This is a genomic window from Vibrio sp. 10N.261.51.F12 (assembly GCF_041471725.1).
In the GTDB taxonomy this organism is placed as follows: domain Bacteria; phylum Pseudomonadota; class Gammaproteobacteria; order Enterobacterales; family Vibrionaceae; genus Vibrio.
Genome location: NZ_JBFROV010000017.1, coordinates 66515 through 85994 on the forward strand (window position 1 = coordinate 66515; position 19480 = coordinate 85994).

At 45.0% G+C, this 19480-nt stretch carries 20 protein-coding genes; 12 read left to right on the top strand and 8 right to left on the bottom strand.

Going from position 1 to position 19480, the window contains the following annotated elements; genetic code table 11:
• Positions 1-61 precede the first annotated feature (61 nt).
• Positions 62-937, bottom strand: a complete 876-nt coding sequence (locus tag AB4405_RS12375) for a LysR family transcriptional regulator (protein ID WP_372061055.1) — start codon at positions 935-937, stop codon at positions 62-64.
• Positions 938-1063: 126 nt separating this feature from the next.
• A complete protein-coding gene (locus AB4405_RS12380; RefSeq protein WP_372061056.1) occupies positions 1064-2230 on the bottom strand; it encodes a hypothetical protein in 1167 nt (388 codons plus the stop codon).
• Positions 2231-2640: 410 nt separating this feature from the next.
• Between AB4405_RS12380 and AB4405_RS12385 the strand changes: the two genes are divergently transcribed.
• The 3 genes from AB4405_RS12385 to AB4405_RS12395 all read left to right on the top strand — a co-directional run bounded on the left by AB4405_RS12385 (position 2641) and on the right by AB4405_RS12395 (position 4621).
• Positions 2641-3087: a PACE efflux transporter gene (locus AB4405_RS12385; RefSeq protein ID WP_372061057.1), complete on the top strand. Its 447-nt coding sequence runs from the start codon at positions 2641-2643 to the stop codon at positions 3085-3087.
• Between the two features lie 124 nt (positions 3088-3211).
• Complete coding sequence (locus AB4405_RS12390) at positions 3212-3871, top strand: DUF2057 family protein (RefSeq protein WP_372061059.1); 660 nt, start codon at positions 3212-3214, stop codon at positions 3869-3871.
• A 135-nt stretch (positions 3872-4006) separates the two neighbouring features.
• The gene (locus tag AB4405_RS12395) at positions 4007-4621 is read left to right on the top strand and encodes a GDSL-type esterase/lipase family protein (protein WP_372061060.1); all 615 of its coding nucleotides are present in this window, start codon (positions 4007-4009) and stop codon (positions 4619-4621) included.
• Between the two features lie 100 nt (positions 4622-4721).
• Here AB4405_RS12395 and AB4405_RS12400 read toward each other — a convergent pair whose 3' ends face one another.
• The 3 genes from AB4405_RS12400 to AB4405_RS12410 all read right to left on the bottom strand — a co-directional run bounded on the left by AB4405_RS12400 (position 4722) and on the right by AB4405_RS12410 (position 7991).
• Positions 4722-6110 carry a DASS family sodium-coupled anion symporter gene (locus AB4405_RS12400; RefSeq protein ID WP_102468099.1) on the bottom strand — a complete coding sequence of 463 codons (1389 nt, stop codon included), beginning with the start codon at positions 6108-6110 and terminating at the stop codon, positions 4722-4724.
• A gap of 359 nt (positions 6111-6469) precedes the next feature.
• Positions 6470-7327: an alpha/beta fold hydrolase gene (locus tag AB4405_RS12405; RefSeq protein WP_372061062.1), complete on the bottom strand. Its 858-nt coding sequence runs from the start codon at positions 7325-7327 to the stop codon at positions 6470-6472.
• A 67-nt stretch (positions 7328-7394) separates the two neighbouring features.
• Positions 7395-7991 carry a TetR/AcrR family transcriptional regulator gene (locus AB4405_RS12410; protein WP_372061063.1) on the bottom strand — a complete coding sequence of 199 codons (597 nt, stop codon included), beginning with the start codon at positions 7989-7991 and terminating at the stop codon, positions 7395-7397.
• A gap of 204 nt (positions 7992-8195) precedes the next feature.
• Between AB4405_RS12410 and AB4405_RS12415 the strand changes: the two genes are divergently transcribed.
• From AB4405_RS12415 to AB4405_RS12430, 4 genes are all read left to right on the top strand, one after another.
• Entirely contained in the window at positions 8196-9152 is a 957-nt protein-coding gene (locus AB4405_RS12415) for an AEC family transporter (protein ID WP_102468101.1), read from the top strand.
• 102 nt (positions 9153-9254) lie between these two features.
• Positions 9255-10046: a hydroxyethylthiazole kinase gene (gene thiM / locus AB4405_RS12420; protein ID WP_372061065.1), complete on the top strand. Its 792-nt coding sequence runs from the start codon at positions 9255-9257 to the stop codon at positions 10044-10046.
• A gap of 8 nt (positions 10047-10054) precedes the next feature.
• Positions 10055-10696, top strand: a complete 642-nt coding sequence (gene thiE / locus AB4405_RS12425; protein ID WP_372061066.1) for a thiamine phosphate synthase — start codon at positions 10055-10057, stop codon at positions 10694-10696.
• An 11-nt stretch (positions 10697-10707) separates the two neighbouring features.
• A complete protein-coding gene (locus tag AB4405_RS12430) occupies positions 10708-11574 on the top strand; it encodes a glycerol kinase (RefSeq protein ID WP_372061067.1) in 867 nt (288 codons plus the stop codon).
• Between the two features lie 29 nt (positions 11575-11603).
• On the opposite strand, the gene AB4405_RS12435 is transcribed toward AB4405_RS12430, so the two are convergent.
• Positions 11604-12122, bottom strand: a complete 519-nt coding sequence (locus AB4405_RS12435; RefSeq protein ID WP_372061068.1) for an SPOR domain-containing protein — start codon at positions 12120-12122, stop codon at positions 11604-11606.
• 172 nt (positions 12123-12294) lie between these two features.
• Here AB4405_RS12435 and nhaD point away from each other — a divergent pair, with 172 nt between their 5' ends.
• Positions 12295-13749: a sodium:proton antiporter NhaD gene (gene nhaD / locus AB4405_RS12440; RefSeq protein ID WP_372061099.1), complete on the top strand. Its 1455-nt coding sequence runs from the start codon at positions 12295-12297 to the stop codon at positions 13747-13749.
• 111 nt (positions 13750-13860) lie between these two features.
• Here nhaD and AB4405_RS12445 read toward each other — a convergent pair whose 3' ends face one another.
• Positions 13861-14295, bottom strand: a complete 435-nt coding sequence (locus AB4405_RS12445; protein WP_372061070.1) for a DUF962 domain-containing protein — start codon at positions 14293-14295, stop codon at positions 13861-13863.
• Between the two features lie 309 nt (positions 14296-14604).
• Between AB4405_RS12445 and AB4405_RS12450 the strand changes: the two genes are divergently transcribed.
• Positions 14605-15141 (top strand): hydrolase, encoded by a 537-nt coding sequence (locus AB4405_RS12450; RefSeq protein ID WP_372061072.1) that lies wholly within the window; start codon positions 14605-14607, stop codon positions 15139-15141.
• Here the strand turns inward: AB4405_RS12450 and AB4405_RS12455 are convergent.
• Positions 15134-16603, bottom strand: coding sequence for a PLP-dependent aminotransferase family protein (locus tag AB4405_RS12455; RefSeq protein WP_372061073.1), 1470 nt, complete (start codon positions 16601-16603; stop codon positions 15134-15136). The two genes, AB4405_RS12450 and AB4405_RS12455, sit on opposite strands and share 8 nt — an antisense overlap.
• A gap of 92 nt (positions 16604-16695) precedes the next feature.
• On the opposite strand from AB4405_RS12455, the gene AB4405_RS12460 reads away from it, so the two are divergent.
• From AB4405_RS12460 to AB4405_RS12470, 3 genes are all read left to right on the top strand, one after another.
• Positions 16696-17355, top strand: coding sequence for a pyridoxamine 5'-phosphate oxidase family protein (locus AB4405_RS12460; protein WP_102468109.1), 660 nt, complete (start codon positions 16696-16698; stop codon positions 17353-17355).
• Positions 17356-17623: 268 nt separating this feature from the next.
• Positions 17624-18694: an acyltransferase gene (locus tag AB4405_RS12465; RefSeq protein ID WP_372061074.1), complete on the top strand. Its 1071-nt coding sequence runs from the start codon at positions 17624-17626 to the stop codon at positions 18692-18694.
• A 42-nt stretch (positions 18695-18736) separates the two neighbouring features.
• Positions 18737-19462, top strand: coding sequence for a nitroreductase family protein (locus tag AB4405_RS12470; RefSeq protein WP_372061076.1), 726 nt, complete (start codon positions 18737-18739; stop codon positions 19460-19462).
• The last annotated feature ends 18 nt before the right edge of the window (positions 19463-19480 follow it).

Below are 19480 nucleotides of genomic sequence, written 5' to 3' on the forward strand. Positions count from 1 at the left end.
TAAGCCGTTGTTATTTTTTGATTACGTTGACTAGGCATTACTGATGCCCATTACATAGCGTCTAAAACACGCCTAACATTTCACATAGATACTTTGCAGCAGGACCGAGGCGTGCATTGGATTTCCAAAGAACGTCTGCAGAGTTCAGCATTGCATAGCGCTGAAATTCAGGTCTGAAGTCAATCAATGTACCCAGTGCTTGTTTTTCGACAATGAAGTCTTTAGGTATAATCGCCCAGCCGATACCTTGCTCAACCAATTTAATCACATCTTCCTGATCATCGGCTTGCCAAATATCTTGTGAAAAAGCACCCTGTAAATTAAGCACCTGATTCTGCACCATACTGCGGCAAACAATTTGTCTTTCACCTATCAGGGTCTCATTGCTCACTTGCTGCATATCCGCAAAAATTGAATCCGGGCTACAAATACACACCCACTCAATGCTAGCGATCGACACAAAATCTAAACCTTCAGGTACGGCATCAGAAGCGATGTTAAACCCGAGTTCAATCTCATCGTTTGCCACTGCCGATGTCAGGTGACTAGCGCCAAGGCGGGAGACATCAACTTGAGTAAATGGGAAGCGTTGCGACATTTTTTCTATCGCAGACTCCAGCAAGCTCAACGGTAGTAAAGGATCAATCGCTATCCTCAATGTATCTTCTACATTGTCTACGCTCGCTCTCGAATAGTTTCGGATTCGTTCCGCTTGTCTTAGTAGCACTTTTGCCTGAGACAGCATCCGCTCGCCCTGAGGGGTTAATTTCGGGTATTTAGTACTTCTATCAAACAACGTAATCCCGAGATCGACTTCGAGGTTATTGACGCCAATACTTACCGAGCTTTGGCTTTTGCCTAAATGCCGTGCTGCAGCAGAAAAGGACCCTTGTTCTGCGGCTGCGACAAACGCGACTAGCTGTTCAATGTTCAGCATATCCAACCCTTTGAATCACTTATTAATAACCATACCATCGTAAAACAATAGCACAATAATTGCACCCCTTCTTATCAGCCAAGCCAATGGGAAGGCGTGGTTTATTGGTGAGAGAAATAACCTTTATTAGAACGCTTCACCAAATCGAATATAAAAGCTCGTGTTACCCATTTTAGATACCGCAACATCAGCACCAATCGAAAAACGCTCTTTCGCATTCAATAAGTACCGAACACCTACGCCAGCACTCGGGATAACTTCAGACTTCACACTATTGGAAAGATGACGGTCTTCATTTTCAACAATCGCAGCGCCAGCGAAAGCGACCCCGCTCCACAATGTAGAAAACTTATGGCGATATTCAATTTCTGCCTGATAGGCCGAAGTACCACGATATTTATTCCAGTCAACTCCGCGTAAATCAGGGGTAACAAATTCATTTTCAGGTGCATCACCCACGATCTCTTTGCCAATGACACGATACGCAAAAACATCATCACCGACCGGAAAGTACTGACTCATTTCTGCATCATAGCGGTCAAAACGTTTGCCTGTCCGGCTGTCTTTCGAGTAATGCAGAGTGCTTAAGTCTAAGTTAACGCCTTGGGTTGCCCCTAGCATACTGTCTCGAGAATCATAGGTCATCAACAAGCCTAATGCGCTATTATGGCCACTCATCTGGCGCTCAAATTCTTTCTTTTCCTCAGCGGTCGCGTTCTCCTTAAGATCGGCATCGCCACCACTCCATAACCCTTGTACACCGAAGTACAGGTTTTCCACTAACTCTTTACGGACTTCTCCGTACACAAAACTGGAATAACTTGAGTATTGCGCAGCTTTGGGTAACTGCATGCCAACTCGGCCTGTATATTTGAGATTCAAGCCAAAATGACCCGCCCAAAAGCCGGCACGCCATGCATCATAAGCAAAAACATGCTCGTGCCCTATGATTGCCATACCACTACCAGAGTCCGTGTATTGACCATAAAACATACTCGTCGATGGGTTTTTTGCTCCTTCGGCGCGGTCATGTAAGTACATGGCATTCACACCTAGGCCAACTCCTAAGGCGTCATCGGTAATCGGCACAGGAAATGCGGCAAATTTGCGATCAGGTAGTGGTTCATCTGCTTCAGTAATGTCTTCGGACTGAGGTTCAGTCTCAACAAGTTGGCCGTCAGATGACGTAATAGAATGGGATTGCGGATCAGGTGACTCAGCAGCCGAAACAGAATAGGCAGAGGCCAGAAGGATCATAGAAAGCAATGAGGTCGTTACAATTGTCGTTTGCACAAGGGTTCTCGATTAGCCGTGTTTAAATACGTACCACACTGAGATTCCGTTCCGCGAGCAGAATCAATTTGACCATGCCTTGTGTGTGCTTATGGTGATAAGCCCTTGGAATGCTACTAGAATAATGTCCATAGACAAAACACATCTATTAAAATTTCATATAGACACCATATAGTTCATTAATAGATTGTTTCAGTAAATACTACAATCATAAGCGCAGTGAATACAAATAGATTTTAAATTCAAATCACTTAGTGATAAAACCTTTATATTACAGTTGGATAGTCGAGACCGAGCATTAGAGTAAAGACACCTCCGACCAATTCGATTAGTAGATAGATAGTTCTTCTAACCATTCAAAAAATCGGATAACATTTATAAAATATGTTGATAGGAAGGGAAACCATGAAATGACGAAAAGGAAAGCAATGCGCACACCCGCAGATCGCTTAAGGCACACGGTATTATTTGAATTATTTTTGCTCCTCATTGCTGCGCCATTATGTATGGCGATATTTGGGGCGAGTGCCAGTAGTGCTACATTTACGGCCGTTGCTCTATCGACGATAGCCATGGCATGGAACTTTATATACAACTATCTCTTTGATTTCATACTCTACAAACTGCGAGGTACCACCAGTAAAAGCGCCACCCAACGCGTCTATCACGCCATATTATTTGAGCTTGGGTTGCTGTTCGCCACCATACCATTGCTCGCATGGTCTCTAGAGCTTTCATTTATAGACGCACTGCTCGTTGATATTGGTTTTGTCGTTGTCGCCTTATTCTATGCTTACTTTTTCAATTTACTGTATGACAACGTCTACCCGCTACCTGATCAACACCGTACCGAATAAACACCGTATGTTAATTCTTGTTCAATTTTTGATTTTCGATCAGTAACTCGTTGCATTCATTATGCAATATAGGCAAGCTAGGATGCGCTAAACTACAGAGAACACTCCTTTAAGGACAAACATAATGAAAGCACTTAAGATTCTCTCCTGCGCTCTTTTAGCGAGCTGCAGCACGACGGCGTTTGCTGACGTCACGATCAATGTCCCTGAGTCTGTTGATCTATTATCAGTGAACGCCAGCGATCCTGATTCGAAATCGAACGGCTTTTTCTCATCAGGCGAAACCGCAACATTGCCAGATGGTACGAATCAGATTGTGTTCCGTTTTGAACCCTATTTTGATCTTAATCGTGAAGAACGTGTGAGTGTGCCAAGTAAAGTGGTCATCGCTAAGTTTGATGCCAGCAATACCGCGCTGACATTAGAAGTCCCTACTTATCAAAATGAACGTCAAGCCAAAAAAGACATTAAAACCTTTACGTGGAGTCTTAAAGACGAGCAAGGCAACGTCGTATCTGTTGAACAAGATGCACTCATCAAAGATGGTATGCAGATTGGTCGTGACTATAATCGTGAAGCAGAAGACTACAATCGCAAAGGTGGCGTAGCCGCAATAGCGGCGACGGGAGCAACAGCGGCCGTAATGGCAACGCCTGCTACCCTTCCTGCGAATGTAGATGCTCCCACCGGTGGTACAACAGCAGAAGAAATGTTGATGTTCTGGTACCAAAAAGCAGATGCAGAAACACAAGCTCGCTTTAAAGAGTATGTAAACAAAAACTGATTACTCATTGAAAAACCAGAAAAAAGCCGCTTATCTAAGCGGCTTTTTTGATAAACGGTCATGCTTACTAGCGAGTCGATGATCGGTATACTTAGATTCTAAAAACACCAGGAAAGACATAGGAAGGCGGTATTCATGAAAAAAATCATCTTGATTGGCGATAGCCTCACCGCGGGTTGGGGACTGCCTACAGGACAAAACTGGTCAGATTCTTTGGTGTCAGAATTCGTCGATTATCAATTCATCAACAGAGGTATTCCTGGTGACACCACCACTGGGATGCTGTCTCGATTTCAGCAACAAGTCATTGCGCAAAAACCGGATATTGTTGTGATTTTTGGAGGATTAAATGACCTCAATTGGCACGGTTCTATCAACGATATCGCCAGTAATTACAACGCCATGATCGCGCAGTCGCAACACCATAATATCCACCCTATCGTGATAATCACTTCCGCGATTGACCCAGTTAACGCACTGCCTATATTTGGTCAACAGCAAGACGTTGTCGATCAGATACGACATGCTGTAAATACGCTCAGTACCGTGCACGCAAAGAAACTGGAGGTGATGTACGGAAACGGCCCAAGCGCGCTAGAGATTGTCGACATTTATCAAGCCTTTGAAGCCTATGCTGCAGAGCATGGCTACTCCCCTCTCTATCAAGCTGATGGTATACATTTATCTGAGCAAGGGGCATCACTTATATTTAAGCAATTGAAACCCGTCATTGCCGCTCGCTCACGTTAGACAATCCTACAATGTAAAAATCCCCTTATCGCGATAACGAATAAGGGGATTTTTGACTTCTTAGCTTCTTAGCTTCTTAGCTTCTTAGCTTCTTAGCTTCTTAAGCCCAAAACATCATTACGATCAAGGTCAACGCCATGATGCAAGCAATGTTCAAGATAATACCAATCTTCATCATTTCTTGTTGTTTGATGTGACCGGAGGCAAATACGATAGCATTCGGTGGTGTCGCAACCGGCAACATGAACGCACACGATGCGGCAACCGCAATCAAGACCGACAAGACGACGGGTGATAAGCCAAAGGCTTCTGCTACCCCAGCAAATACCGGAATAAGCAAAGCAGCACTGGCCGTATTACTGGCAAACTCGGTCAAAAACACAACGAACGCCGCGATTACGAGAATAATGAACAACAAGCCAAACTGTGAAATAAGCCCACTCAATTCATTCGCGAGAAAGACACTGGTGCCTGTTGCTTTAAGAACATTACTTAAACAAATACCACCACCAAATAAGAGTAAAACGCCCCAATCTGCTGTTTTTTCTATGTCTTTCCAGTGGACGACACGAGCAAAGTTCACCGCGACAATCGCACCGAGTGCCACAATGGTATCGAACTTCGCATAACCGCCGATCATGGCATTGATCGGTTTACTGAATATCCAAAAGAAAACGGTTAAGCCGAAAATCAATAAAGTGACAATCTTGCCCTTATCCCATTCGACAGCTTCACGGTTGATTTCAAATTCACCATCCAGTTTTGGCTTCAATACTGCGAAGAGAACGGCTAACGCGATCGGTAATAAAATCATAGCGGTTGGCAGCCCAAACTTCATCCAATCGGTAAACGTCAACCCAACCTCAGCGGCTGCAATGGCATTTGGAGGGCTACCTACCATGGTTGCAATACCACCAATACTGGCACTGTAGGCGATACCAAGCAAAACAAAAACATAGGTGTTGTGTCCGCTTTCTTCATTAACTTTGCTCAGTACGCCAAGCACTAGCGGCAGCATCATTGCCGCCGTCGCCGTATTACTGATCCACATCGATAGCACAGCAGTAACCCCGAACAGCATGAATACAGCAACACTCATTCGCCCTTTAGCAACCACTAACACTTTATCAGCGATGACCTTATCTAGGCCTTGCCGATGCATGGCGGCGGCTAACGCAAAACCGCCTAAAAATAGGAAAATAATGGAATTCGCAAAGTTATTAAGCGCCGTTTGGGTATCAAACACCCCAAACATCACCGCGATAATCGGGACCAAGATTGCAGTGACCGTCACGTGAAGGGCTTCAGTCAACCAAAGGACGGCGACAAACGCCAAGATACTGATCCCAAGGACAACATTAGGATCAAACGGCAAGGTTTTATACAGGACAAAAAACAACGCAATATCAGCAAGGATAATCAGGCTGTTACGATTTAAAAACCATTCTCGGGTATTGGAGGGTAACGGGACACTATCGTTTCTATTCATTATTATGGCTTCCTTTTGTTAAATGGGGTGGAATCCCCTGGGGTGAATTCCCCAAAACCACAAGCACTCAATAAAAACCGGAACCTCAGTTCGATCAAACAGGCTAACACTGCCCAATATAATAATAAAAATGAAGGCAAAGCGTGATACTCGATTGTTAAGGCTTGTGGAACCTGTAAATGATCCCACATAGCCAATCAAGCGCATAATACAAATTTATCATTCTGTTAACCACATCAACAATATGGATATATTGGCAACAATTTCACGTAACGCACTCTGCATGTTCGATTTTCTATTTGCATCCCTTTATTAAAGACTTCAACGTTTTACCTTCTGCTAGCTGTTCCCATAAGGAGCTAACTTTTGTTGCTTATCAATCGATCAAAGCTCTCTTTCGTTTCTTGGCATTGCATCACTCGCCCGTGCCCTTGCCCTTGCGTTGTCACCAACGTGACACTATCCATTTCTTTTGAGGCTTTCTCTGAAACATCATATTTAGTGAATTTGTCATTTCTATCATGAACGATGATCGTATCTACTCGTCGGAGGGATAGCTTCTGATAAGGATCGATGGATTGGATTGGATACCGGTACTGGTCTTGAATATCACCGACGACGGCTTCAAATAGTCGCATTGAATAACCCGAGCGCGCGACGCTACCAAACAAATTATCAACATAATCCAAGACGGGTGCGATCAATAAGAACGGTTTATCTACCAGCTTGGCATGTTTGCACTCAAGTGCTGAGGCCGTCCCCATACTGTGTCCAACCAGCCCGGCTATATCACCTTCGTTATCAAGCAGCCCTTCCAAACCACCAATAAAACCAGGAATGTGACCGTATTGCCCCTCACTTTCCCCGTGTGCTGGGTGATCATAGGCTAATGCGGTATACCCCTGCTGCGCAATGTGCTCCATCAATGGATAAAACTGACTCGCCGTTCCAGACCAACCATGCGTCAGTATCCACACAGGGCCCTGCCCCAAACGATACGTTTTCAGCACACCTTCTGTCGTTTTCACATCAGACACAACAAGACCATCAGGTTGCACATTCTTAGGCTTCGAACGCACAGGCGTAAGCAACAATCGTCTTGCTGTATTTTTGGCATGATTTGGGGCCAATATATAATGAGCGCCGGTTGTGAGGTTCACCATGCGTTTCTTAAAACTGAATTTCTTCGATGTATTGAAATATATTTTGTCACTCATGACTGATTTCCTTTCGCTCGATTCGTACGACCGTGCTTTTTTAAAATAAATTTTAGCGTAAATAGGGTTAGTCTCTAGAATCATTCATCCAAGAGTCCATTAAACGCTCAACACTTTTCCAAAAGCGCTGACTGCTTTCTTCTTCACCGACCAACGAATAAAAGACGTGAGCACTTAAATACTGCCCATAAAGCTCAAAAGCGGCCTGCCGAGGATCAAGGTCTGGTTCAAATTCCCCCGCCTCAATGCCTTTCTCAATTTGAATGGTCAGATAGCTTATCCAGCGATAAATAGCGTTGCGCAATGCTGCTTGGAGCTCATCTTGTCGGCTATCACGCCAAGCATCAATAAACATACAACTGCCTTGAAACGATTGATTCCACCTCATCCAATTGTCGATAAGATGGTTTAGTTTCACGCGACTATGTTGGTACTGTGACTCACGAACCGGATTGATCACCCGCTGCTGAAAAGTAATATCCGCAAATTCAACGACAGCAACCTGTAGGTTTGTCTTGGCATTAAAATGCGCAAACAAACCACTTTTGGATAACCCGCACTGCTTTGCTAACCCGCCAATAGTCAAACTCTCCAACCCATCTCGGCTTGCTAATTCAAACGCCTGACTCAGGATATGTTCCTTAGTAATTATTCCTTTGCTCATTAGACCTCGACTATATCGCTTACTGCTTACTGCTTACTGCTTACTGCTTACTGCTTACTGCTTACTGCTTACTAAGAATTTAGCACGACCGTACTATTTTTCAACAAGCGTTTAATTGTATGACAATATATGGGACACTAATAACGCTAAACGCGACCTCAAAAACTCAACATTGTTATGCCTCAATTAACTATGGATAACCTCATGAACTTTCTCTTGGATCAGCTGCATTTTTCTTTATCTATCACAGGTCCAATTTGTCTCATGTTGATTCTGGGAGTGGTCTTTAAACGCGTCGGCTTGATCAACGAAAACTTCATAGAGGTTGCCTCCAAATTAGTCTTTCAGGTCACTCTGCCTGCTATGTTGTTTTTGAGCATCGTCACCTCAGAACATGATTTTTCTGCCGCTAGTCAGTTTGTTGGTTTTAGCCTCATTGCCAGTATCACCTTCTTTATTTTTACTACCATAACCGTCAATTACTGGTTTAAAAACTCACCCGATAAAGGCGTAATTATCCAAGGCGGGTACCGTTCAAATACTGCAATTATTGGGTTAGCTTATGTGGCCAACGCCTATGGTGACCAAGGGGTTGCCGTCGCCGCTTTATACGTCGCGGCTACCACATTTTTATACAACATTCAGGCAGTCATCTGCCTCACACCAAAATCGGAAGCGTCGGGGGCACAAGCTGGTAAAGTGATGGTTAGAACACTAACCAAAAACCCGTTGATCATCGCGATTGTGTTAGGCATGGCGTTCTATTTGCTGTCTATTCCAGTCCCAACAATTGCCGTTGATGCCGGTAATTATTTTGCTCGTATGACACTGCCACTCGCCTTATTGTGTACTGGTGGCTCACTCAATCTCAGCTCAATGAAAAAAGAGCAAGGCGCCTCTTGGTTTGCGACGGGTTACAAACTGGTTCTTGCGCCACTTTGTATTACTTTTGCCGCGTACTTGATGGGTTTTAAAGGTATTGAAATGGGTGTCATCTTCTTTATGAACGCTGCGCCCGTCGCCGCTGCAAGTTATGTCATGGCGCGTGCAATGGGAGCCAACTCAACACTTGCTGCCAACATCATTGCCTTCTCTACTGTTTTATCAGCCATCACATGCACACTTGGCATTGTTATTTTGTCGTCAATGAATCTTTTATAAGCTTCCTCTTGAATACCTAGACTTAAACGCAGAATCATTCATATTTGTTAAGGCACTCTGCTAGAATACTGGCATCTCGTCAAACTAGCAGACTACCGAACAATGAACAAAAAACAGATTGCAGAATTTTTACAACAAGTGCGCGAAACCAAGCCACTCGTAGTTAACATCACCAACTATGTTGCGATGAATAATACCGCCAACGCATTACTCGCCGTTGGCGCATCGCCAATCATGGCACACTCTAAACAAGAGATGGCTGAGATGATGTCATTCGCTGGTGCGTTAGTGATCAACATCGGCACCATCGATAGCGTCTGGCGCCCAGGTATGTTTTTTGCTGTAGAGCAAGCCAATGAGCACGGTAAAGTAGTGGTACTTGACCCTGTAGGTTGCGGTGCGAGTCAGCTTAGAACCTCGACTGCGCGTCAACTTGCCGAGACCGCCAAGCACCTAATTATTCGAGCAAATGCCTCTGAAGTCATCGCAATGGCAGGCGAAAAAGGCCGTAATAAAGGTGTAGACTCGCTAGACAGCAGCGAGATGGCATTGCACGCGGCAAAAGCCTTAGTCGAGGCGTATCAATGCAGCGTTGTGATCTCCGGAGAAACCGATTATATCGTCACACCTAATGACACGATTGCGCTCAACAATGGCCATGAAATGATGCCTTACGTGACGGCCATGGGCTGCTCTCTGTCTGCGGTTACTGGCGCATTTGCCGCCGTAGGCGATACAACAGGAGCCGCTGCCGCTGCCGTGTTTGGTGTTGCTGGCGAACTGGCTGCTGAACAATCTAAAGGTCCTGGCTCTTTACAACTTAATTTGCTTGATGCTTTGTATCAACTCGACACCGAGACGCTATTCGACAAACTGAATATCACCGTTAGTTAAGGCCATCAATGACTCACAATCCTTATCGCCTGTATTTAGTGACAGACGACGAACAAGACCTCGATACGTTACTCAACGTTGTACAGCAAGCCGCGCAAGGTGGCGTCACCATGGTGCAATTACGCGAAAAACACCATGATGTTCGTGCGTTCATTGAAAAAGCAGCAGCGGTCAAGGAAATACTTGCTGACTCAGGCGTTCCCTTGATCATTAATGACCGTGTCGATGTCGCACTCGCTGTTGACGCAGACGGCGTCCATTTGGGGCAATCGGACATGCCTGTTCATCTCGCTCGTCGCCTGATTGGCAACGATAAGCTACTTGGCCTCTCCATTGAAAATGAACAACAGCTTGAGCAAGCAAATACTTTACCTATCGATTACATCGGCTTAAGCGCCATTTTTTCAACGCCAACGAAAACCAATATCAAAAAAGAATGGGGACTTGAAGGATTGCAATTTGCACTCCAGCAAACCACGTTACCCATTGTTGCGATTGGTGGGATCAATACCTCCAACCTAGCAACTATTGCACAAACTGGTGTTGATGGCGTGGCTTTAGTTTCCGCTATCAGCCATGCCAAATCGCCACAACTGGCCGCTCGTGAGCTCATCGATTTGTTTACTCAAGCTTCACCAACCCAGCGCTGATAAGGACAAAAATGAACGACAAACTCTCCACATCCGCTCTGGCCAAAAGCCGAGATATCATCGCCAAAGACTTATTCACGACACTAAAACGTGCCGGTTACGTATCGTGGCATGAGTCAAAATGGTTACTGACCGACATCGGCAGTCGTTTTGGTGGAGAGTATCGTGACAGTGAGAAATACGGACGTTTTATTGTCTGGCCAAGTAATCTCATCATTGATGACACCCTCATCTCAGACGCCCACCTAAACGCAACACAGGTCGGGGATTATTTCTCCATGCCGGCAAAGAAAATCAACTTACTACTTAGTGAATTAGGTTGGATAAAACGCGACGGCAGCCAGTGGCTTGCGACAACGAGTGGCCTGCGGGCAGGTGCATTACAACGCTCAGACGCCGATAAAAATATCGCCTTTGTTATGTGGCACCCAAGTGTGTTACGCAATAAAAGACTCAAGCAATCGGTCGTTGAGTTTAAAGGTAATGACGCCGACAACCACTCTACCGACCGTTCATTCTCACGCTTTAAGCAAAAATTCTCCGCCAAGCATCGCACACTCGATGGCCACTATGTGCAATCAAAAGGCGAGCTTATTATTGATAATTGGTTGTACATGGGAGGAGTATTGCACGCCTACCAGCGTCAGTTGCCGATTGAAGACGATGTCATCAGTGATTTTTATCTGCCCCAAGGGAAGGTCTACATTCAATTTTGGGGTACCGACAACGGCACGGTTGAAGCAAAAATAATCGAAAAAACACGCCAGCTTTATCACGACCATAATTTCGAACTCATTGAGGTTTACCCTGATGATCTCGAACAACTCGACACGGTATTACCAATTAAATTACGACCGTTTGGTATCAAAGCTTACTAATTGGGCTCCGCGAGTCTAAATAGCGATGGTTAAAACAGGCACATACAATCCTGACGACTATGTTCACCAGAAATCATATAAGGTGTCGCGGCTAACACGGTCACTGGCTCTGAATATTGGTTATGATTTTCCTTCTGTACCACAATTGGCTTAGCTAAGGCTCGTAAAAAAGAATCATGATATCCAGGAAGTGCACGTAACTTTGCCTGTGCACGCTTTGCATCGCGGTATTGTTTATACGGTCCCACTAGGCATCGGTGCCCTTGTGTTTCAGCCTTTAGCCATACATTATCACCAACTGTCGTTGCGATGCTCTGTAAGAGGCGCTGGGACGGCTCATGCTTTAAAAAACCACATTGCAACCAATATGCTTCGTCATGTAACGAGCTATCGACAGGCCCCCACACCCCTTTTCCTATTGGACATTGTGTGTCCAATATCATCCCCTGAGACCGCTCATTCTCTGATGCAACGCAGACCGACGGCTCAGCACGTAGCGTTGCAATATTTGCCATCAGTATCACTATGACTAGCCCTAACTTCCACATATTCGGTCCTCCTCTTTAGAGAGCCTAGAAGAGCACTAAGACTTGTCAAAAAATGAACGATGTTTTCTTCAGATTAGCGTTAGCTCACAAAGAAATTGTTGAATTCACTTTAAAATATCGTGTAGTTAATGTTAACGACTGATTTTATTTGCTTTTGAAGGATCAAAACATGATGAAAACGCGTCAATGGCCCCCCTTTTTAGTTTTTACCTTTTTGGCCAGCTTGCTCTTCAGTACCACTACTTTCGCCTCTGAAACTAGCACTATACACGCCCTAGACTTGACACAATCGACGATTGGTTACGCCGCATTGCTGATATTTGGTCTCGCGTATGCGCTCGTAATGATGGAAGAATACCTAAAACTCCGAAAATCTAAGCCCGTCCTGTTAGCCGCAGGGCTTATTTGGATCATGATTGGATTTGTTTACAAAGAATTTGATCAGATCGATGTTGCCAAAGCCGCACTCGAACACAACCTACTTGAATACGCTGAGTTATTGTTGTTCTTGCTTGTCGCAATGACTTACATCTCCGCAATGGAAGAAAGGCGGCTCTTCGATGCCTTACAATCTTGGATGGTCGGCAAAGGGTTTAATTTTCGAACGTTATTTTGGCTGACAGGTATTCTCTCGTTTTTTATCTCACCTATCGCTGATAACCTCACCACCGCCTTATTGATGTGCGCCGTGGTACTCAAAGTTGGAGGAAGCAATTTAAAATTCGTTAATATTGCTTGTATCAACATCGTCATTGCCGCTAACGCTGGCGGTGCATTCAGCCCGTTTGGTGATATTACTACGCTAATGGTTTGGCAAGCTGGACACGTCTCTTTTTCTGAGTTTATGCCACTGTTCATACCCTCTGTGATTAACTACCTTATCCCTGCGGTCATCATGTCTTTCTTTGTGCCTAAGACACAACCTGACGCCGTACACGAACACATTGAGCTCAAGCGTGGGGCGTTCCGGATAGTGGGGCTGTTCATTTTAACCATAGCAACCGCTGTCGCCTTTCACGCGGTTCTGCACTTCCCACCCGTCATCGGAATGATGATGGGCCTGTCGTATTTACAATTTTTTGGCTTCTATTTACGCCGAACTTTACCCGTCTCTATCGCTAAAAAGAAAGCGATGGCCATCGCCAACAACGATGATGCCGCGCTTAAGCGATTAGGGTCTATCGTGCCATTCGATGTTTTTCGTCGCGTATCCCATGCCGAATGGGACACCTTGCTGTTTTTCTATGGCGTGGTCATGTGCGTGGGAGGACTGAGTCTACTTGGGTACCTTAGCGTGGTCTCTGAAATCATGTACACGCAATGGGATCCAATATGGGCGAACGTGATGGTGGGCATCCTCTCTGCCATTGTCGATAACATCCCCGTGATGTTTGCTGTTCTGACGATGAGCCCAGAACTTTCAAGCGGCAACTGGTTACTCGTTACCTTAACCGCAGGCGTCGGCGGCAGCTTACTTTCTATTGGTTCCGCTGCTGGCGTCGCTTTAATGGGCGCCGCACATGGAAAATATACCTTCTTTGGGCACCTAAAATGGGCACCTGTTATTGCGCTAGGGTATGCGGCGAGTATTTTGGCTCATTTGAGTTTGAACGATCACTTATTCTAACCTTGTATGTTCGCTCGAACCGTTGTTGACCCTTCCTGATATGGATTGACACTTAAAGGGCCTCGCTAACGCGAGGCCCTTTTTCTAATAACTGGTTCATAAATTTGAGTATTATTTCTGTCGAAACACCCAAATTGGCCCAATCAGTAAAAACTGAACATCATCAAAAAAGGACGGTTTCTTTCCTTCTATTTTATGCCCCACAAACTGCAGAACCCATAATAAAACAAACAACACGCTCGACACCGGAAAAATGGGTATGCCAAGCAGCGTGAGAAATGAGATAACGGCTAGGCACGCCATGGTGAAAACCAGCATTTGAATCAACACTGTACTTGACAATTTTGCATAGAAAATCATCACAGGTACCATCACAATCCATATCCAATTTATCTGAAAACCCACGATTGAAAATTGGGGTAATGACCAAATCAGCCCGACAATCGACAAATAAATACCCGGCACCGCTATTTTATGAATTTTCCGATTGGTCTCATGTTGATGGCTTTCACCATAAGCACTCAGCCACTCTTGTAATGATTTCATGAATGTCCTCTAATCCCTTTTGGAATTATTACTCTAGAACATAAACCGGCTCTTTGCTCATCTGCTTTAATCATTCACTCATGCCACAAATAACACCAGATAGATTTACAGTGTAAACCCCTTGCAGCATAAGGCTCTGGATTCAAAGTTATTGCCCCTCCCCCTTTTCCACTACTTATCTTGGCTTTAACAAATCAAGAACTTAACCTTATTTAGACCTTGGTCTAGTTAAACAAATGAGTACTCTCCGTTATGATACCTAACCGATAATTTTTACTAATCCAAGACCTAAAGATAAAGGGGTTCTCAATGTTAGATCAGGCGAAGACGCAATTAATGATTATTGATGTACAGGGCACACTTGCCCAGATTATGCATCAAAGAGAGTCCCTTTTTTCAAATTTAAACAGCCTAACACGAGCCGCGATTTTGATGGATCTTCCTATTGTTTGGGTAGAGCAAATCCCAGACAAACTTGGTCCAACAATACAAGAGATCGCAAGCGAATTACCTGATAGAAAGGCAATGGCTAAAAGTAGCTTTAGCGCGTGGGGTGAAAGCTCTGTTCGCGACAGTATTGATAGCAATAAAAAGCAGATATTATTGGTCGGCATCGAGGCACACATTTGTGTGCATCAAACGGCGATGGACTTATTGGCACAAGGCTTTGAGGTACATCTAGTAACCGATGCTATTTCATCTCGAACCGCAGAAAATAAAGCACTCGCCATCCAACGCCTAGCGCGAGAAGGCGCCACACTCACTTCGACAGAGATGGCCTTATTTGAGCTGCAAAAGGTCGCCGAAGGCGATCAATTTCGAGCGTTATTAGCATTGATCAAATAGCGACCAGCAACTCATAGTAAAGAATAGAAAGCTGTTTGATACATGGCGATATATCATCCATCGACGCATTTCCAAAACCCAACACCAATGCGCCTTGTTTGCGAAGTGAGATATGCTTCCCTGTTGCCTTGTCTTCTTTAGGCTCATAAAAACACAGCGGACGAACAATTATGTCTATTTCGTTGGCTCGTCTAGATAATTCTTCTTCGTCCACTCCGCTATGCCATTGAACCGTAGTATGCAGCCCAGCGGCTTGAGAAATGACGCTCCAGTCACCTGAAAAATGGTCTTCAATCGCACGCGTCATTGCCTGACATTTGTCTTCATAAACACGCCGCATTTTTCTAATATGACGCACTAAACTGCCTTCTTCAATAAAGTCGGCCAACCCCGCTTGAATATGACTAGGGGTATCTCCTGTTAGTGCATCTTTGATTTCCAGACACTTAGCCACTAGATGTTCAGGCACCACCATATAACCCACTCGCAATGCGTTAAACATCACCTTACTCATGGAGCCGATATAGATAACTTGCTTTGCTGCATCAGCTTTTTCCGCCAACCCTTGCATGCTACTGAAAGGGCGGCTATCAAACTGGAACTCGCTGTCATAGTCGTCCTCTATGATCCAGCTTTCGTTCTTTTTAGCCCACTCGATCAGTTGCAATCTTTGCGCAGTATTCAGTGAGTAGCCCATTGGATATTGGTTACTTGGCGTTAGATAAATACCCGACGCTGATTTAGATAATACCGCCTCCAAATCTAAGCCGTCTTTTGCTGTCGCATCAACATAATCATAAGCGATAGAGAACAGATCTAAGACTTTAACAACTTGGTGATATCCCGGTCGCTCAACCAAAAAATGACGCGGTGAATGTGCGTTCTCACTTTGAGTGGCCAGTAACGCTATAGCGATGGATTGTTGCGCCCCCGATGTAACAATAATTTGGTTGGCGCTGCATGCGACGGAACGGCTGCTGGATAGATAGCGAGCTAACGCGTCTCGAAGTGTCAGTAACCCCTGTAAATCTTGATTACCTAACAGCGACGTTCGTCCAGCGTGTCTTTGTAGACAGCGTTGCCACTGCTTATCTGGAAATAGCGACAAGTCTGCAATACCGGGAGAAAATAAGCCATTACTTGGGGCACGACTCGTTCCCAACATGGTTTCAGCAGGTGAAGAGTGAGCCGAAAGAAAACGGTCTGGCAACGCCACTGCAACAAAGAAACCCGCCTTTGGTTTGGCAATCAAATACCCTTCAGCCACCAGCTGATCATAGGCTTGTATCACCGTATTCCGGCTCACTTTGAGCTCAATCGCCATATTTCGTGTTGAGGGCAGTTTCGCTTCTGATATCCAATGCCCTTGAAGTATCTTCTCTCTGATTTGCTCAAATAAGCTGCGTTGAAGCGTCTGTTTTTGCGTCGATAACGTAATATCACCAACATCAATCTCACTCACCTTTGGATCCATCCTTTTGTATTAATTGGCTCTAATAACAGTACCAGATTTCACTTACTTTTGTTACATCACATGGATTGAGGAATAAAAGTATGCTTTCACAGACTAAACGCACAGAGATAAAAAAAGGCAGTCACAAAGCGGTGTTAGAGCAACAAGCGCTCTACGATATTATTGATGAATCGCTTATCGCCCATGTCGCCATCACTGATGAAAACGGGCCTGTGGTCATACCGATGTTGGCGTGGCGTTTAGATAAACGAGTATATATTCACGGAGCAAAAAACAGCCGCTTGTTACGCTCATTAAAGTCGGGACAAGCAACCTGCTTAACGTTTACGCTATTTGATGGCTGGGTGTTAGCTCGTTCAGCCTTTCACCATAGCGCACACTATCGCAGTGCGATGATATTTGGCACGTTTACTTCCGTTGAGGATAAACAAGACAAAGATAGAATACTCAATCACTTCATCGAGCATATTGCACCCGGACGGACGAATGAGGTAAGACTGAGCAACGATAAGGAGCTGGCAGCAACGGATTTGTTAGCGATCGAATTAACAGAGGCCTCTGTCAAGATTGGTCGGCATGGAGTCAATGATGACGCTTGTGATATGGACGTGAAAGTATGGGCTGGTATTTTGCCCTATCGGACGGTCATTGGCCCTCTGGAACCTTGCGACGACCTCAACCCCGAGATCACCGCACCCAATTATCAGCAAGCTTATGCCGGCCGTTGGCATAGTGATTAATAGGCCGTAGCAACGATGATGTGCCGTGAAAGTACTATGCGGTTCATCATCGAACAACATTCGCCACTTCATTAGTGCTCAAGACAAGCGTTGTCATTGAATCTATACAGTGACGTGAAAAGATAGCCCTAAATATGCGACGAATGCCAAACTGTTACACTTCTTTACGCACCAAGCGTTGCCACTATTGATGCAACACATGAGACAATCTGAGGGAGCCTGAGAGAACGGGCTACATTATTTTTGTGGTCAATTAATAGGAGTCAGTGTGACGAATAACAAGATAGTGAGCAGCTTTGAACTTGCCAGAATTGTTGCTTTAATTGCTGTTATATCTATCCATAGTCAGCTTTTTTTGACTCATAGTTTCATTAACGATGAGCCTTGGCTCAACTACATTACGAATCAAGCGGCTCGCTTTGCCGTTCCGCTGTTTTTCATCATTGCTGGCTATTTGATACAGCCCAAGCTTAACAATAAGCCCTATCAAACCACCAAGAGCTACAGCTATCCTCTTATGATGATCTGGTTGGTATGGAGCGTCATTTGTCTTGCAACCCCATTCAATTTTGCTGTTGTCGCCGAGCATGGCTATCTCGCAGAAAGGATGGGGTATTGGGGCTACTTATTACAAAACCCACTCAATACATTATTTGAGGGCGGCTTAGTCCACCTCTGGTTTATCCCCTCTTTATGCTTAGCCGTATTAATGATCGCGTGGTTTGTTGATAATCATTGCCGCACACTCTTGATACCGTTCGCCGCTATTATTTATGCGTACGGTCTTATTGCAGGCAGTTACCAGGTTATCACTCAAGATGAGACCGCCATTTTCACCCGTAATGGCCCGTTTATTAGCTTTCTAATGGTGTCTATTGGGTTTGAGATTCGACGTCGAAACTGGCATATGTCATCAAACAAAGCACTGCTTCTCGCTATTTTTGGGATGACTATCCACTTTGCTGAGGCATTTTACTTACACCCATTAGGGCAAGAGTTTAACAGCAACGATTTTCTTGCTGGCACCCCATTTTGGGCAACCGGTATTTTCTTCTGGTTACAGAGTAAGCCGAACCTAGGTAACACACCTATTGTCCATAAGCTCGCTAAGCTTGTACTGCCGGTCTACGCAGCTCATTTGCTCGTCACAATTGGGTTTAATAACCTTGCCGGCCTTTATGGCATGGAATATATGGCAAGAGATGCAGTGGTCTTCTTTGGCACCGTTTTGGTGACGCCAATCTTGGTGTGGCTTCTCGAAAAAACGCCGCTGTCGACCCGCTCATTTAGGAAGCAAAAACAAGCGTTACCTACTAGCACTTGTACCACCCCTAAATAACTGATAGAAAGTGGCCAACTTTCCTGTTTGGTCACTTTTTCTATGAATACATCCCCCTCTCTCGAGCACATCCTCAATACGCGCCGCTCCGTTCGTAAATACGATATGAAGGCAAATTTCGACCATCAAGCGGTGCAGAAGTCATTAGAACTTGCCACACTAAGCCCTAACAGCAGCAACATGCAGATGTGGGCATTTCACCGCGTGATCAGTGAAGAAAAACGCCACCAGCTTGCTGACATTTGTATGGGTCAAAACGCCGCAAAAACGGCCAATGAACTGATTGTTGTCACCGTAACACCCAACATTTGGAAACAACGCGCGGAAATGAACGCAGAAACTGTGAGGGCTGCATTTGCAGGGCGTGAAGACAACACCACTAAACGTGCCTTAAAATACTACGACTCACTGATCCCGACACTGTACAACAACGACAGAGTCGGCCTAAGAGGCATCGCTCGCAAGCTATACACCTCGTGGATAGGCCGCAAAAAACCGATGGTGCGCGAAGTGAGCAAAGAAGATGTACGTGTGTGCTTACACAAAAGTGCGGCGTTGGCCTCAATGACATTTATGCTGTCGATGCGCGAGCAAGGTTATGATACTTGCCCAATGGAAGGATTTGACTCTCGTCGTGCCAAGCAGTTGCTAGGGCTTGATGAGCGCCACGAGATTACCATGATCATCAGCTGTGGGGTTGGCGCTCAAGATGGTGTATATGGGGAACGACACCGTGTACCCATGTCTGAGGTCGTATTTGAGCACTGATATCTAACAACAGATGTC